The following is a 15,284-nucleotide window of genomic DNA, read 5'->3' as shown; positions in this document are numbered from 1 at the left end:
CGTCCGATCTCGACCGTCCACTGATCCGGGTGACTAGCAGGAACGTTGTCGCCTATCCCAGCCACTCCAGAAAGTTCGACAACTCGGTCCGGCGATGCGCCTCGATCGCGAACTCACGGTCGATCCCGAGCGTCCAGTAGAGCGACCGGCGCTCCGGTTCGGCCTGCAATGCGTCCAGCTCGTCGGCGCGTTGCAGCACCGCTGCCTCGCTGCTGGCGAGCCCCGCTTCGATCAGGTCCGGCACCTGTCGCCGCAACGCCACGGCGATCTCGCCCGGTGCCAGTTCGGGGTGATATTGCACGCCCCAGAAGACGCCGCCGTCATGGCGGATCTCCGCTGCCTGAACCGTCGTCACGGCGTTGCTCGCGAGCAGCGTCGCATCGTCGGGTAGCTGCTCGACCTCGTCGCCGTGGATCGCGGGCGCATCCCAGCTCGGCGCGCGCCCGGCGAGCAACGGATGCGCGCGGCCCGCTTCGGTCGGGGTGATCCTGCGCGCGATCCCCGCCTCCATCCGCTCGGGCATCCTGCGGACCTTGCCCCCGGCGGTCGCGACCGCGAGCTGCAGGCCGGCGCACGATCCGAACGACGGCGTGGTCGAGGCGAACACTCGTCGCATGAACGCGATCTGCCGCGTGACTTCGGGCGTGTCGTCATAGACGTGCAGCGGCGACCCGGTGACGAACACCGCGTCGAATGCGCGCAACGCCTCGACCGAATAGTGCGGCGCATCGTCGTCGGCGGGGGCGACGATCGTGATTTCCGCGTCGGGGCGAAGCTGCCGCAGCGTCGCGGCATAGCTTTCCCCCGCGCTCTTGCCCGCATGCGCGCGGCGGGCTTCGCGTTCTTCGACCGTTTCACTCTCGGCGACGAGGACCTTCAACAACGGCTATCCTTCCGGGGACCAGGGCAAATCAGGCGCGACGGCGCGCCAGCAGGATTGCGGCGAGACCCGCCACCCCCGCCAGTGCGACCGCACCCATTGCGGCGGGGTGGCGTTCGGCGGCGGCATAGAGGCTAGTCTGGCGACCCGGCTGAACCCCGGACCGCTCCTGGCCCGGCTGGACCGGCTCGAACAGCGTGGTGGAGCGCGTCCTGGGTCGGGTCTTGTCCGACAGCATCGGGATCATCAGTCCGCCGATCCGGTCCAGCATCCCCGGAAAGTGCGTTCCCAGCAGCACCTGCAGACGCCCGCCGCCGCCGACCGTGATGTCGCGCCGGACGTGTTGCGCGGCGTCGAGGATCGCGATCGCTACCAGCGCGGGGTCATAGATCGGGGCCGGGATCATCGCCTCGCCGTCGACATGGTTGGCGGCATGTTGCGCGATCGGCGTGTCGATCCCGGACGGCTTCACCAGCGTCACCGCGATCGGCAGCGCATCGGCGGTCAGTTCCATCCGTAGCGCATCGACGAACCCCTTCACCGCATGCTTGGACGCGGCATAGGCGCTGAGGATCGGGGAGGGGATGTCCGACGCGATCGACCCGATCGTGATGATCGCCCCACCGCTGTCGCGCAGATAGGGCACTGCCGTCAGCGCGCCATGGACCGCGCTGAAGTAATTGGTGCGAAACAGCTTTTCATGCTCGTCGAGCGGTGTCTCGATCAGCTTGCCGTAGATGGCGGTGCCGGCATTGTTGACCCAGGTGTCGATCCGCCCGTAGCGCGTCTTCGCCGCGGCGGCCGCCGCGCGGACCGCCTTGATGTCGCCGACATCGGCAACCGCGAAGATCGCGTCGCCGCCGTTGGCGGTTATCTCCTCGACCGCCTTGCGCAGCGAAGCTTCGTTGCGGGCAACCAACACCACCTTCGCGCCCTGTTCGGCGGCGCTCTTGGCAGTGACGAGACCGATCCCCGAACTGGCACCGGTGATGACGATGACCTGGTCGGCAATCGGTTTGAGCGTGATTTTCATGGCGCGGGCAGGCTCCGACGGGGGCGATGATGGGGGGCGATGATGGACTGGCAAACGGTTGGCAGTTGGTTCGGGTCCGCGCGCGCGTGTGATAATGCCGCGCCGGCTTGGCGCGGTAGCGGGGTTGCTTCGCGCGGGCGCTTCATGGCAGCGTGCCGCTTTGGCGCGGTGCGCCGGGCGAAAATAAGTGGGGGCGGGATGAAATATCGGGTCACGGCGGTTCTGGCCGCAGCGTTACTGGCAGGCGAGCTTTTCGCGCAGGCGAAGCCAGCCCCCGCCGCGAAAGCCGCGCCCGAACAGACGCAAGCGCCGGAGAATGAGATTACCGAACCCACGCGTCCGGCGACCATCACCACGCCGCCGACGCAACAGACCAACCCCGCGCCCGTCCGCGCCGCCGTCGCCGCGAAAAAGCCACCGAAGTGGAACGTCGAGGCGCCGACCGGGCTGCGCACGCACGAAGTCCCGATCAAGGTCGACAATGGCACCTGGATGAACGTCGACGTCTCGCGCGACGGCAGGCTGATCGCGTTCGACCTGCTCGGGGACATCTATACCATGCCGATCGCGGGCGGCACGCCGACGCGGATCGCGTCCGGCCTGTCCTACGAACACCAGCCGCGCTTTTCGCCCGATGGCAAGCGGATCGCCTTCACCTCGGATCGGGGCGGCGGCGACAATATCTGGATTATGAACGTCGACGGCAGCGACAAGCGCCAGTTGACCAAGGAAGATTTCCGCCTCCTCAACCAGCCGACCTGGTCGCCCGACGGTCGCTTCATCGTCGCCAAGAAGCATTTCACGACCGGGCGTTCGCTGGGCACGGGCGAGGTGTGGCTGTACCACGTCTCGGGCGGGGCGGGGGTCCAGCTCGTCAAGCGCGCGAGCGAGACGCTCCAGAAGGAACTCGGCGAGCCGATCTATGCGCCCGACGGCAAGGGGATCTATTACACCCGCAACGTCTCGCCCGGCCCGATCTTCGAATATGCGCAGAATTCGCGGACTGACCTGTTCAATATCGAGCGCTACGACATCGACACCGGGGAAGTGACCACGGCCGTTTCGGGCGTCGGCGGATCGGTGCGGCCGACGCCGTCGCCCGACGGTAAGCGGATCGCCTTCGTCCGCCGCGATCACGGCAAGACGACGTTGTGGGTCAAGACGCTCGCGACCGGCGACGAGCGTCGCCTCTATGACGCGCTCGACCGTGACGTGCAGGAAACCTGGGCGGTCACTGGGGTCTATCCGAACATGGCGTGGACCCCCGATAACAAGACGGTGGTGTTCTGGGCCGGCGGCAAGCTGAACCGCGTCGGCGCGGACGGCGGCACCGCGCAGCAAATCCCGTTCCGGATCGACGATACGCGCGTGGTGATCGATGCGGTCCACCCGCAGATCACGGTCGCGCCTGACCGTTTTGCCACCAAGATGCCGCGCTGGGCGACGGTATCGCCCGACGGCCGAACGGTAGTGTTCGAAACGCTCGGCAAGTTGTGGACCAAGCCGGTCGCGGACGGCGCCGCGCGCCGGCTCGTCAAGGGTGACGAGGCGAGCATGGAATTGTGGCCGAACTGGTCGCGCGACGGGAAGACGATCGTCTTCGTCGACTGGACCGACGCGGGGCTGGGAACGATCCGCACGGTCGCCGCGGGCGGCGGCGCGGCGCGGGTGGTGACGAGTGCGGCGGGGCATTATGCGCGGCCGACCTTCTCGCCCGACGGCAAGACGATCGCATTCGAGCGTGGCGGCGGCGGCTATCTGACCGCACCGCGCGGCGGCGGGGATAGCGGCGTGTACCGCGTCGCGACGACCGGCGGGGCGATCACGCGCGTGTCGAAGGACGGCAGCGAGCCGCAGTTCGGCGCATCGAACGACCGCCTTTTCATGCTGATGAAGGACAAGGAAAAACGCCAGCTGGTCAGTACCGATCTGACCGGCGAGGCGAAGCACGTCCATGCGACCGGCGAGCTGGTCAACGACTATATCGTCTCGCCGAGCGGCGAATATGTCGCGTTCCGCCAGAATTACCAGGGCTTCGTCATGCCGCTGCTCCCGGGCACGCAGGGCGTGGAGGTCGACAAGAAGGGCGGTCCGCTTCCGGCGACGCAGGTGAGTTCGGAAGGCGCCGACTTCCTCAACTGGTCGAACGACGGGTCGCAGCTTCACTGGAGCATGGGGCCGACGCTCTACACCGCGCGCACCGCCGATCTGTTCCGCATTGCCCCGGCGGACGAGGATGCGCCGAAATATCCCGCGCCCAGGACCGGGGTCTCGTTGTCGATGGATGTCGCGGCCGACAAGCCGACCGGCACCGTTGCGCTCGTCGGCGCGCGGATCGTGTCGATGGCGAGCAAGGACGGTGGCATCATCGACGATGGCGTGATCGTCATCCGCGGCGACCGCATCGTCGCGGTCGGGCCGCGCGCGTCGGTGCCGGTTCCGGCGGGCGCGAAGGTCGTCGACGTCGCTGGCAAGACGATCATCCCCGGGCTGGTCGATGCGCACGCGCACGGTATCCAGGCGGAGGACGACCTGATCCCGCAACAGAACTGGTCGTCGATCGTCAATCTCGCGATGGGCGCGACGACGATCCACGATCCGTCGGCGCGCGCGGCGGAGATTTTCGTCGCGTCCGAGATGCAGCGCACCGGCAAGATCATCGCCCCCCGCATCTTCTCGACCGGCGAGATCATCTACGGCGCGAAATCCCCCGAGGTCTATGCCGAGATCAACAGCTACGAGGATGCGCTGGCCGACGTGAAGCGGCTGAAGGCGGAAGGCGCGCACAGCGTCAAGAACTACAACCAGCCGCGTCGCGAACAGCGCCAGATGGTCGTCGCGGCGGCGCAGGCGGAGCAGATGGAAGTCGTCCCCGAGGGCGGCTCGCTCTACGCGATGGACGTGTCGCTGATCCAGGACGGCAATGCCACGGTCGAGCACAATATCCCGGTTGAGCATTTCTACGACGACCTCGTCAGCCTGTGGAGCCAGACCAAGACCAACTACACGCCGACGCTGGTCGTGACCTATGGCGGTCCGGCGGGCGATCCGTACTGGCGGCAGCATATGGACGTGTGGAAGCATCCGCTTCTGTCGCGGCATGCGCCGCCCGCGTTGCTCGAGGCGCAGAATGCCCGGCGGACGATGGCGCCCGAGGAGGATTACGTCGACGGTGACAGCGCACGCGAGGCGAAGAAGCTCGCGGATCGCGGGATCCAGGTGTCGATCGGCGCGCATGGCCAGCAGGCCGGGCTTGGCCCGCATTGGGAGATGTGGAGCTTCGTCCGCGGCGGCTGGTCACCGATCGAGGCGCTGCGCGCGGGGACGATCATGTCGGCGACGTCGCTTGGATACGCAAAGGACGTGGGCTCGCTCGAGGTCGGGAAGCTCGCCGATCTGGTCGTGCTCGATGCCGACCCCACGGTCGACATCCGCAACAGCGACAAGATCAACCGCGTGATGCTGGGCGGGCGGCTGTACGATCCGCTGACGATGGACGAGGTCGTCACTGGCACCCGCAAGCGCGCGCCTTACTGGTGGGCAGGGACGAACGGCAGCGCGACGGGCTCGGCGTATACGATCGGGGACAGCGTGACGGGGGGCGACTGAGCGATCGATTGGCTCGGTGCGGCGTCACCCCGGTTGTGTGCCGGGGTGACGGACCCTCTCGCCCAGGTTTTCCCGTCGTAAAGCCAGCAACGGGCGTAACGCTCTTTCGCCGATCCCTACCGCTTCGTCTCTTGCGTAATCGCCTTCCGCGCCTCCAGCCATCCGCCGTCCGCCAGCCAGTCGTTCAACCGGTCGGGCCAGTGCAGGATCGAGATCCGGTTCGACTCATCGAGATTGAACGCATGCCCGCTGTCCGCGAACATGTGGAGTTCCGCCGAGACGCCCGCCTTGCGCAACTGCTCATACAAAGCGACCGACGGCGTGGCGCAGCACGGGTCCTTGCTGCCCGCGACGATGAACGCAGGCGGTGCCTGCGCAATGGCGGTGGCGGGGATGCCGCGCGGTCCGGGGAACACCAGCACCTGAAAGTCGGGCCGCGCGGATTGGCGGTCGATCGCGTCGGTGACCGGGCGCCCCGCCGGCTCGGGATTGTCCGCGACCAGCGACACCAGTTCGCCGCCCGCAGAGAACCCCATCACCCCGACCCGGTGCGGATCGATGCCATAGTCCGCGGCATGCGCGCGGACCCAGCGCAGCGCGCGGCGCGCATCGTCCGCCGCATCGCCCTCCACCGAAAAGGGCGAGCCGGGTTCGTTCGCGAGCCGGTATTTGAGCACGAATGCCGACACCCCCATCCGGTTGAGCGCGCTCGCGACCTTGGTGCCCTCGTTGGTCCACACCAGCAACTTGTGCCCGCCGCCCGGGAAGATCACGACCGCCGCACCGGTGTTGTGCGCGGGCTGCGCGGGGAAGGCGAGCAGCGACGGCTGGCGGATGTTGCGCACCCAGTAATCGCGCCCGATCTCCGCCGCTGGCGGGCGCGTGTCCTTGCCCGGCGCGCCGTTCGGCCACAGCTTGATCGTGGTCAACTGTGCGGGCTTTTCGGGTTCCGGGTCCTGTGCGTGCGCACCCCCCGCGAGCAAAAGCAGCAGGCCAAGCGTCGCTATCCGTTTCATCGCACCACCATTTCGAAAGGACCAGCGGGGAGCGCTGCGTCATCGACCAGATTGACCGCGGGGGAGTCCGCCCAGGCATAGCGCACCCGGCTTGCCGGTTTGCCGTCCCCGGCGAGGGTCACGCGATTGCCGGTGATCGTCGCGGCGGCATAGCGGCACGATCCCGCTGCCGGTCCGCACAGTTCGAACCCGATCGGCTGCGCCGCGCCGCGCGCATGGAGCGCGCCGGTGACACCCGCGAACGTAACCGTCGCCCCACCCCCGGCATCGCGCACCACGCCCGAGACTTGCGGTCCGGAGGCAGGCGCGGTCTGACCGTAAGCCAGCGCCCCCATCGCCCGCGCGAGCCTGCGGCCGACTTCGTGCTTCTCGCCGGGATGGATATCGAGCGGGTCGCCAAGGTCGATCGCAAGCGCGACCGCCGCATGCCCGTCCGCCTGCGCCGCGCGGCGCTGATCGTCGCGGACCTGCGCCCAGCCGCTTTCGCCGGGCGCGATGGCGGGCGTCCCGAACCCCGCCAGCGACGCGATCGCGAAGGGGAGTTGCGGGACTGCGACCTGATGACGCCATTCCGCCATCAGCGCCTTCATCCGGTCGGCATAGCCCGGGATCGCGGTGTCGCTTTCCCCTTGATACCATGCGACCCCGGCGAGCGCGGTCTGCCCGAGCGGCGCGATCATCGCGTTGTAGATCGTCCCCGCGCCGGTGATGTCGTCCCACGGCACGCGCGGGGATGTGCCTTCGATCCGCTTGGCGACCGCATAGCGCCAGCCTTCCGCGATCGGCACGCTGCTGCCATCCGCGAAGGTCAGCCGCATCGCGTCCGCCGGCCCGGGCATGCCCCCGGTCGAATAGGCGTTTTCCACGTTGATCGTGAGGACGTTGCGCCCGGCCTGCAAGGTGCCCGCAGGCACCGTATACATCCGTACGTCCCAGCCGCCGCGACCGCCGACGGGCTTGCCGTTGATCCAGGTGCGGTCCGCATCGTCGATCGCGCCGATCGCGATCGTCGCCATCTGGCGCGCCTGCGCGGCGGTCAGCGTGATCGTCTTTTGATACCACAGCATCCCGAGGTAGGATTCGAGCACGGGGACGCCCCAATGTTCGTAGAAATCGATCTTCGGTACTGCTTGCCAGTCGAGCGCGGCGTCGGGTTGCCACGGTTCGCGTCCCGGCTGGTCGCCCGACCGGTCGCGCCACCAGCGTTCCCATTCGAGGCCGGCCGCGCGCGAGGCGGCGGCGGGATCGCGCGCATAGAGCTTGAGCAGATCGGCTTGCGCGCCACGCCCGGCGGCGCGTTGTGCGTCCTCGCCCATCCATGCGGCGATCTGCGATCCGCCCCAGCTCGAGTGGATCGCGCCGACCGGCACCTTGCCGGTCTTGCGCAGTTCCTGCGCCATGTAGAAACACGCCGCAGAGAAGCTGCCCGTCGTCTTCGGTCCCGCTGCCGCCCATTCGGGTTGCGTGCCGAAGCGGTCGAGCGGGACGGGCGAGGTCGCCTTGGCGACCGTGACGAGCCGGAGCTGGTCGTCGGTCGAACCCATGATCGCCCCGATCGCATCCTGCGCGCGCTCGACGGGGAGTTCCATGTTGCTCTGGCCGGAGCAGAGGAACACGTCGCCGACCAGCACGTCGTGGATCTGCGACGTCCCGCTCGGCGCGATCAGCAGCATCTCATACGGTCCGCCCGCAGGCAGCGCGGGAAGCGAAACGCGGAACTGTCCGCCGCGCCCCGCCTTGGTCTGCGCCGAAGTACCCGCGACGACGACCGTGACCGCTTCGCCAGCCACCGCCGTTCCGGTGACGACCACCGGCTGGTTGCGCTGGAGGACGGCATGATCGCCTAGGGTGCCGGTGACCTTGGGGGCGGCGACCGCCCCGGTGGCGGTGGATACGGCGAGAAGCCCGAGCCCGAACGCGATCCCGCGCTTCACCGGGCTTTCACCGCGAAACGGTAAACGATCTGGTTGTGATAGGTCTGCCCGGGGTCGAGCCGAGCCGATCCGAACGCAGGCTGGTTGGGCGTGTCGGGGAACACCTGAGGCTCGAGCGCGATGCCGTCGCCCTGGCGATAGGCGTGCCCGGACTTGCCGACCGCGGTGCCATCGAGGAAGTTGCCGGTATAGAGCTGGACCCCGGGCTGGTTGGAGAGCACGTCCATCGTCCGCCCGCTGACCGGATCCTCGACCCGCGCGTTGAGCCGCGGCGTCCTGGCGACATCGCGCGCGATCACGTAATTCTCGTCATAGCCCTGGCCGTAGACGATCTGCGGGTCACTCGCGTCGCGGATCCGGCTGCCGATCACCATCGGCTGGCGGAAATCGAGCGGGGTCCCAGCGACGGGACGGAACTGCCCGTTCGGGATCAGCGACGCGTCGACCGGGGTGGTCGTCTCGGCGGGGATGGTCAGCACCGCATCGTAGATCGAACGCTGCGACGCTTCGCCGCCAAGGTTAAAGAAGCTGTGGTTGGTGATGTTGACGATCGTCGGCTTGGTCGTCGTCGCGCGATAGTCGATCGACAGCTCGTTCGCGTCGTTGAGCGTATAGGTCGCGGTGACGCTCAACGCGCCGGGATAGCCTTCCTCGCCATCCGCGCTGGTATAGGACAGCGTGACGTGCGCGGTCGTACCGCCCTTCGCCTCGACGATCCGCCACAGCCGCTTGTCGAACCCCTGGACCCCGCCGTGCAGTGCGTTGGTCTTGTTGTTGAGCGCGAGGCTGTACGCCTTGCCGTCCAGCGTGAACTTCCCAGCCTTGATCCGGTTGGCATACCGCCCGACGGTCGCGCCGAAGTAATTCGGCGCCTCGAGATAGCCGCGCATGTCATTGTAGCCGAGCGTGACGTCGGCGACCTTGCCGTCGCGGTCGGGGACTTCGACCGCCTGCAGGATCGCGCCATAGCTCAGGATGCGCGCGCGCATGCCCTTGGCGTTGGTCAGCGTTACGACGTCGACGGCCTGGCCATCGGCGAGCGCCCCGAAACGGGAGCGTTCGGCGCTGGCGGCATGGGCGGACGCCGGAGCGAGGAGGCAAAGCGAAAACGTCGTGATTGCGATGGCCTTGAACATGAAAGTCCTTCTCCAGGGCCGTGGTGCCGGCACCGATCATGCGCCGTTGACGTCACGGCTTGCCACTTATACTCAGACAATATCGGTCAAAGAGCAACCCCTCGAGCAAGGGTGTCGCAACGAATCGGAGAAGGATTTTCACCATGCTACGCCACGTTCGTCTTGCGCTCTGCTTGGGTGCCGCCAGTCTTCCCGCCATCGCCCTCGCGCAACAGGCCGCGCCCGAAGGTGCCACCGCGACGATCCACGCCGACCAGCCCGGGCCACGGATGAACCGCCAGGTGTTCGGCCAGTTCGCCGAGCATCTCGGCCACGGCATCTATGGCGGCATCTGGGTCGGCGAGACGTCGAAGATCCCCAACGACCACGGGTATCGCCGGGACGTGCTCGACGCGCTCAAGGCAATCAAGGTGCCGATGGTGCGCTGGCCCGGCGGGTGTTTCGCGGATGAATATCACTGGCGCGACGGGATCGGCCCGCGCACCAAGCGCCCGGTCAAGATCAACACCAACTGGGGCGGGGTGGACGAGGACAACGCCTTCGGCACCAACGAATATATGGGCTTCGTCGAACGGCTTGGCGCGGACTCCTATGTCTCCGCCAACGTCGGCAGTGCATCCCCGGGCGAGACGGCGGCGTGGGTCGAATACATGACCTCGCCGAGCGGTTCGACGCTGGCGAAGGAGCGCGCCGCCAACGGCCATCCCGCACCATTCAAGCTCGACTATCTCGGGATCGGGAACGAATTGTGGGGCTGCGGCGGCAACATGCGCGCCGAATATGCCGCCGACTTGACCAATCGCTACGCGCAATTCGCCAAGGCGAGCGGCAAAACCAAGATGCTCAAGATCGCGAGCGGGCCGAGCGATTCGAACTACGAATGGACCGACACGATGATGCGGCTGTCGGGCAAGAATATCGACGGCCTCGCGCTGCATTATTACACCCGCCCGCACGACACGAAGTGGGAAGACAAGGGGCCGGCGCTCGGCTTCTCCGAAAACGACTGGGCCGCGACGATGGCACACACGCTCCAGATGGACGAGTTCGTCACCAAGCATTCGGCGATCATGGACAAATACGATCCCGCGAAGAAGACGTGGCTGGTCGTCGACGAATGGGGCACCTGGTATGACCCAGCGCCGGGCAGCAATCCCGGCTTCCTCGTCCAGCAGAACAGCGTCCGCGATGCGGTGGTGGCGGGGATCAACCTCAACATCTTCGCGCACCATGCCGACCGCGTGAAGATGGCGGCGATCGCGCAGATGGTGAACGTGTTGCAGGCGATGCTGCTCACCGACGGCGCGCGGATGGTGAAGACCCCGACCTACTGGGTGTTCGACCTGTACAAGCCGTGGATGGACGCGACCGTCCTGCCGATCGACGTCAAGACGCCGTGGTACCACAAGGACGCGTTCGCGCTTCCGGCGATCCATGCGTCGGCCGTCCGCGATACTGCCGGGCAGGTCCATGTCGCGCTGGTCAACCTCGATCCGAACCGCGCGGTTCCGGTGTCGGTCGCGCTGACCGGGCTGTCCGCGACGGGCGTTTCGGGGCGGGTCGTCACCGGTCCGACGATGGACGCGCACAACAGCTTCGAGCAGCCCGATGCCGTCAAGCCGGTGGCGTTCACCGCAGCGCAGGTAGCGGGTGGCACGCTCACGGCGACCGTTCCGGCAATGTCGGTCGTCGTGCTCGACCTGCGCTGATCCGATCTACCAAGGGAGACCGCCGATGCGTCGCACCGTTTCAAAATGCCTGATCTCCCTCGGGCTGGGGATCGGTGCGTCGCTCGCGGCAGGCACCGCGCTGGCGGACGACCTGACGCCAACCGGTCGCTGGACGGCTAACACCGACGGCAGCGCCAAATTGCCGCCGATGGGGTGGAACAGCTGGAACGCGTTCGGCACCGATGTCAGCGAGGAAAAGGTGATCGCCTCGGCGAAGATCATCGCCGACACCGGGTTGCAGGCGAAGGGCTATCGCTACATCGACATCGACGACGGCTGGTGGCTCAAGCGGCGCCAGACCGACGGGCGGATGATCATCCGCACCGCGACTTTCCCCTCCGCGGCCGGGGCAGGGCCGGGCGGCGAGACGAGCTTCCGGCCATTCACCGATCGGCTCCATGCGATGGGGTTCAAGGCCGGAATCTATTCGGATATGGGCCGCAATTCGTGCGGGCAGGTTTATGCCTCGACCGCGCCCAACCAGCCCGAGGGGACGGTCGCCGAGCGGGAAATCGGGCTGTACGGCCATGTCGACCAGGACATCCGGCTGTATTTCGCCGAATGGGGGTTCGACCTGATCAAGGTCGACGGTTGCGGCCTCCGCGCGCTGCCAGCGACGAGCCCGCTGGTCCAGTCGGGCAAGTATCGCGAGTTCGCGCCGATCATCGATCCCGACTCGCTCGGGCGGACCGACATCGCTGCGGTGCGCGGGCTGTATCAATCAGTCGGTACGGCGCTGAAGCGCTACAATCCCGACATGGATTATCTGTTCTCGATCTGCCTGTGGGGATCGGCGGACGTCCGCGCCTGGGCCAAGGACCTCGGCAACATCTCGCGGACCAGCGAGGACATCTCGGCCAACTGGTCGCGGATGCTGCACAATTTCGACACCGTCTCGCGGCGTGCGCTCTATGCGCATCCGGGTTCGTGGAACGATCCCGACATGCTGTTCGTCGGGACCGGCGACTTCGACGCGGCGCACATGGCCGAGGCGCGCAGCCACTTCGCGCTGTGGGCGATGGAGAATGCGCCGCTGTTCATCGGCTATGACCTGCGCAAGGCGCCGCCGGGGTTGATCGACCTGCTCGGCAACACGCGCCTCATCGCGCTCAACCAGGACCCCGCGGGGAATCAGGCGGTGCTGGCGTATGATACCGACGACGTCCAGATGCTGGTCAAGACGCTTGCCTCGGGGGACAAGGCGCTCGCGATCTTCAATCGCAATGCAACGCCCATCGAAGTCGTGCTCACCGCCGCGCATCTGAAATATACCGACGCGGGCGAGATCGCGCTCGAGGATCTGTGGACCGGGCAGAAACAGCGCTTCCGCGGCGAGACCAAGCTGACGCTCGCGCCGCACCAGACGCTGGTCTTCGCCACGCACGGGACGCGATTGCTGCCGGGCGGGCTGTATCTGTCGGAACAGCCGGGCAATGTGAACCCCGCGGTCGATGGCGTCACCGTGCCCGAGCACGAGCCGATCAGCCATCGCGCCGTCTCGGCCTGGGCGTCGACCCGCGGGGTCGGGGATCGCCCGCGCTATGGCGGCTGGGGCGGCGCGCAGGCCGACAGCACGCCGTATGGCGAAACGCTGCAAGTCGCGGGCAAACGTTTCGTGACCGGGATCGGGGTGCTCGCCAACTCGCGGCTCGAGGTCCGCAACGCCGGGTTCAATACCTTCACCGCACAGGTCGGCATGGACGATACCGCGCGCGATCGCAGTCAGCCGGTAGGCTTCGCGGTCTATGGCGACGGGAAACTGCTGCGCCAGTCCGCTTTGATCGGGTTCGGCGATGCGGCGGTGTCACTGTCGGTCGATATTCGCGGGGTGAAGCTCATCGAACTGGTCGTGCGGACGGCAAAGCCGACGCGTTTTCCGGATCCGGTGACGTGGGGCGAGGCGGCACTGACCCGGTAAGGCAGGATCGCCGTCCGATCGGGTCCCGTGCGCTTGGCCCGCGACCCATCATGGCTTGCGGTCTCAACGCGTCGCGGTAGCGGCACGCGGCGGAAGTGACGAAGCAAGTTCCTGATTACCTCTTTGTTCCGCACCATAATGCGCGATCGTGGAGCAGAAGGCGCGCACCTGCCGGGAATGCGTCACCGTCAAAACGCCTTGTCCCGTCGTCGCAATTCGCGCGCCGAGCCGGTCGAGCACACGCCGCTCGGTTGCCGGGTCAAGCCCCTCGGTCGGCTCGTCGAGCAACAGCCACGCGGCGCGGGACAGAAAAGCGCGGGCGAGTGACAACCGCCGCCGCTCACCGCCCGACAGGCGCGCGCCATTCTCGCCGATCCAGCCGTCCAGTCCGCCCGGAAGCGCCGCCACGCGGTCATCGAGCGCAGCGTCGTGGAGCGCCTGCCACAGTCGGCTGTCCTCCGCCTCCGGGTCCGCCAGCAGCAGATTGTCGCGGACCGTTCCCGTCAGCAACGTTGCATCCTGCGGCGCGAGCGCGAAGAGCGACCGAAGTCGCGCCGGCGTAATGTCGGCGATATCCACGCCGCCGATCCGGATCCCGTCGCGCTCCACGGGGCGCAGCGCGAGCAGCGTTTCGATCAGGCTGGTCTTGCCGCAGCCGGAGGGGCCGAGGATCGCGACACGGTCGCCCGGTTCGAACGGCGCGGCCGCTAGCGCCCTGAACCATAAGGTCGGTGCGGTTGGGGACAGGTCCACCACGGCGGCGGCAAGAGCCGGCTGCAACGCCAGGATTGCATCGAGCCGCGCGGTCGCCGCGGCGACGCTCGCGCGCTGCGCGATGTCGCGGATCAGCGGCGCGGCTCCGTCCACCCCCATCGCCGCCGCAAGCGCGGCAAGCGCCGCGATCGATGCGCCCGCCGGGATCGCCAGCGTGAACGCAACCCCCGCGGCAACCGCGATCGCGGTTGCCTGCAACAGGTCGAGCCAACTGGCGGCGTCCGCGCCGGCAAGCTGCGCGGTGGCGAGCGCGGCGCTGGCCCGCTCGATATCGGCAACGGCACGCGCTTCGAGCGCGTAGCAGCGCAATTCGGGCGCGGCAGCGCCATAATCCGCGAGCCGTTCCTTCAGCACCCCGTTCGCCTCGAGCGCGACCCGCGCGGGGAACCGCATCCGCCATGCAAGGAGCGTCGCTGCCCCGACCGTCGCGGCAATCACGCCTGCAACCGCGACCATGACGCCAGGTCCGCCCAGCACCGCCAGCAAGGCCGAGCACGAGACCGCACCGCCCAGCGCCCAGCGCGCAGACCGCCGCGCCACCGCCGCTTCGACGACGGCGACATCCTGCACCAGCCGTGCGCTCGCTTCGCCGGTCGAGAACCGCACCGCATGCCCCGGCGCGGTGGCGGCGATTGCGCCGAACAGCGCGGGACGGATCTCCGCGAGCATCCCGAGTGCTGCATCATGTGCGCTGAGCCGTTCGCCATAGCGCGCGCCGGTGCGGACGATCGCGAGCAGCCGGATGCCGACCGCCGGGAGCATATAGTTGAAGACATGCGCCGCACCCGTCACGGCAGCCAGCGCGGCGGCCGTGAGGAACCAGCCCGACAGGCCGAGCAATAGCACGGTCGCGGCGGCGACCGCGAAGCCGCACGCAGCGGCATAGCGCAGGTTGCGGGCATGACCGCGCGCGGCGATGGCGAGCAGGCGGGCGAGGGGGCCTGGCATCATCGTTCGTCCAGCCGGATGATGCGATCCGCGATTGCCGCAAGCGCCGCGCTGTGGGTCGCGATCACCGTGGTCCGCCCACGGCAGGCGTGTCGAAGGGTCGCAATCAACGCCGCTTCGGCGGGTGCGTCGAGATGCGCGGTCGGTTCGTCGAGCAGCAGTAGCGGCGCAGGCTTGAGGATCGCGCGCGCCAGCCCGATGCGGCGACGTTCCCCGCCCGACAGGCCGCTCCCGCGCGCATCGATCGTCGCATCGAGCCCGCCCGCGCGCCGCGTCAGCGCGGCGGTCAGCCCGGCCGCGGCTGCC

10 protein-coding genes are annotated in these 15,284 nt (G+C 67.9%); 3 read left to right on the top strand and 7 right to left on the bottom strand.

The window, feature by feature from the left end:
- Positions 1–52: 52 nt before the first annotated feature.
- Positions 53–883 (bottom strand): type 1 glutamine amidotransferase, encoded by an 831-nt coding sequence (locus RI03_RS09980; protein WP_010217070.1) that lies wholly within the window; start codon positions 881–883, stop codon positions 53–55.
- 28 nt (positions 884–911) lie between these two features.
- A complete protein-coding gene (locus RI03_RS09975) occupies positions 912–1,913 on the bottom strand; it encodes an SDR family oxidoreductase (protein WP_010217069.1) in 1,002 nt (333 codons plus the stop codon).
- Positions 1,914–2,111: 198 nt separating this feature from the next.
- Between RI03_RS09975 and RI03_RS09970 the strand changes: the two genes are divergently transcribed.
- Positions 2,112–5,522 carry an amidohydrolase family protein gene (locus tag RI03_RS09970; protein ID WP_010217068.1) on the top strand — a complete coding sequence of 1,137 codons (3,411 nt, stop codon included), beginning with the start codon at positions 2,112–2,114 and terminating at the stop codon, positions 5,520–5,522.
- 116 nt (positions 5,523–5,638) lie between these two features.
- On the opposite strand, the gene RI03_RS09965 is transcribed toward RI03_RS09970, so the two are convergent.
- From RI03_RS09965 to RI03_RS09955, 3 genes are read right to left on the bottom strand one after another with little or no spacing between them, the layout of a single operon-like run.
- Entirely contained in the window at positions 5,639–6,538 is a 900-nt protein-coding gene (locus tag RI03_RS09965; RefSeq protein WP_010217067.1) for an alpha/beta hydrolase, read from the bottom strand.
- Complete coding sequence (locus RI03_RS09960) at positions 6,535–8,472, bottom strand: sialate O-acetylesterase (RefSeq protein ID WP_010217065.1); 1,938 nt, start codon at positions 8,470–8,472, stop codon at positions 6,535–6,537. Before RI03_RS09960 ends, RI03_RS09965 begins: the two co-directional genes overlap by 4 nt.
- On the bottom strand, positions 8,469–9,608 hold the full coding sequence (locus RI03_RS09955; RefSeq protein WP_010217064.1) for an aldose epimerase family protein: 1,140 nt from the start codon (positions 9,606–9,608) through the stop codon (positions 8,469–8,471). The genes RI03_RS09960 and RI03_RS09955 overlap by 4 nt, the downstream gene beginning before the upstream one ends.
- 143 nt (positions 9,609–9,751) lie before the next feature.
- Between RI03_RS09955 and RI03_RS09950 the strand changes: the two genes are divergently transcribed.
- Together RI03_RS09950 and RI03_RS09945 are read left to right on the top strand one after the other, a co-directional pair.
- Positions 9,752–11,317 (top strand): alpha-N-arabinofuranosidase, encoded by a 1,566-nt coding sequence (locus RI03_RS09950; protein WP_026046616.1) that lies wholly within the window; start codon positions 9,752–9,754, stop codon positions 11,315–11,317.
- Positions 11,318–11,342: 25 nt separating this feature from the next.
- Positions 11,343–13,256 carry an NPCBM/NEW2 domain-containing protein gene (locus RI03_RS09945; protein ID WP_010217062.1) on the top strand — a complete coding sequence of 638 codons (1,914 nt, stop codon included), beginning with the start codon at positions 11,343–11,345 and terminating at the stop codon, positions 13,254–13,256.
- Positions 13,257–13,319: 63 nt separating this feature from the next.
- Here RI03_RS09945 and RI03_RS09940 read toward each other — a convergent pair whose 3' ends face one another.
- Positions 13,320–14,981, bottom strand: a complete 1,662-nt coding sequence (locus RI03_RS09940; RefSeq protein ID WP_010217061.1) for an amino acid ABC transporter ATP-binding/permease protein — start codon at positions 14,979–14,981, stop codon at positions 13,320–13,322.
- Positions 14,978–15,284 (bottom strand): ATP-binding cassette domain-containing protein (locus RI03_RS09935; RefSeq protein ID WP_010217060.1); only part of this gene is annotated, 307 nt, incomplete at its 5' end. The genes RI03_RS09940 and RI03_RS09935, both read right to left, overlap by 4 nt.

Origin of the sequence: Sphingomonas sp. PAMC 26621 (assembly GCF_000251145.1) — a bacterium.
Classification (GTDB): domain Bacteria; phylum Pseudomonadota; class Alphaproteobacteria; order Sphingomonadales; family Sphingomonadaceae; genus Sphingomonas.
Note: the sequence above shows the minus strand (reverse complement) of the source record. Positions and strands in the feature narration are given on the sequence as shown.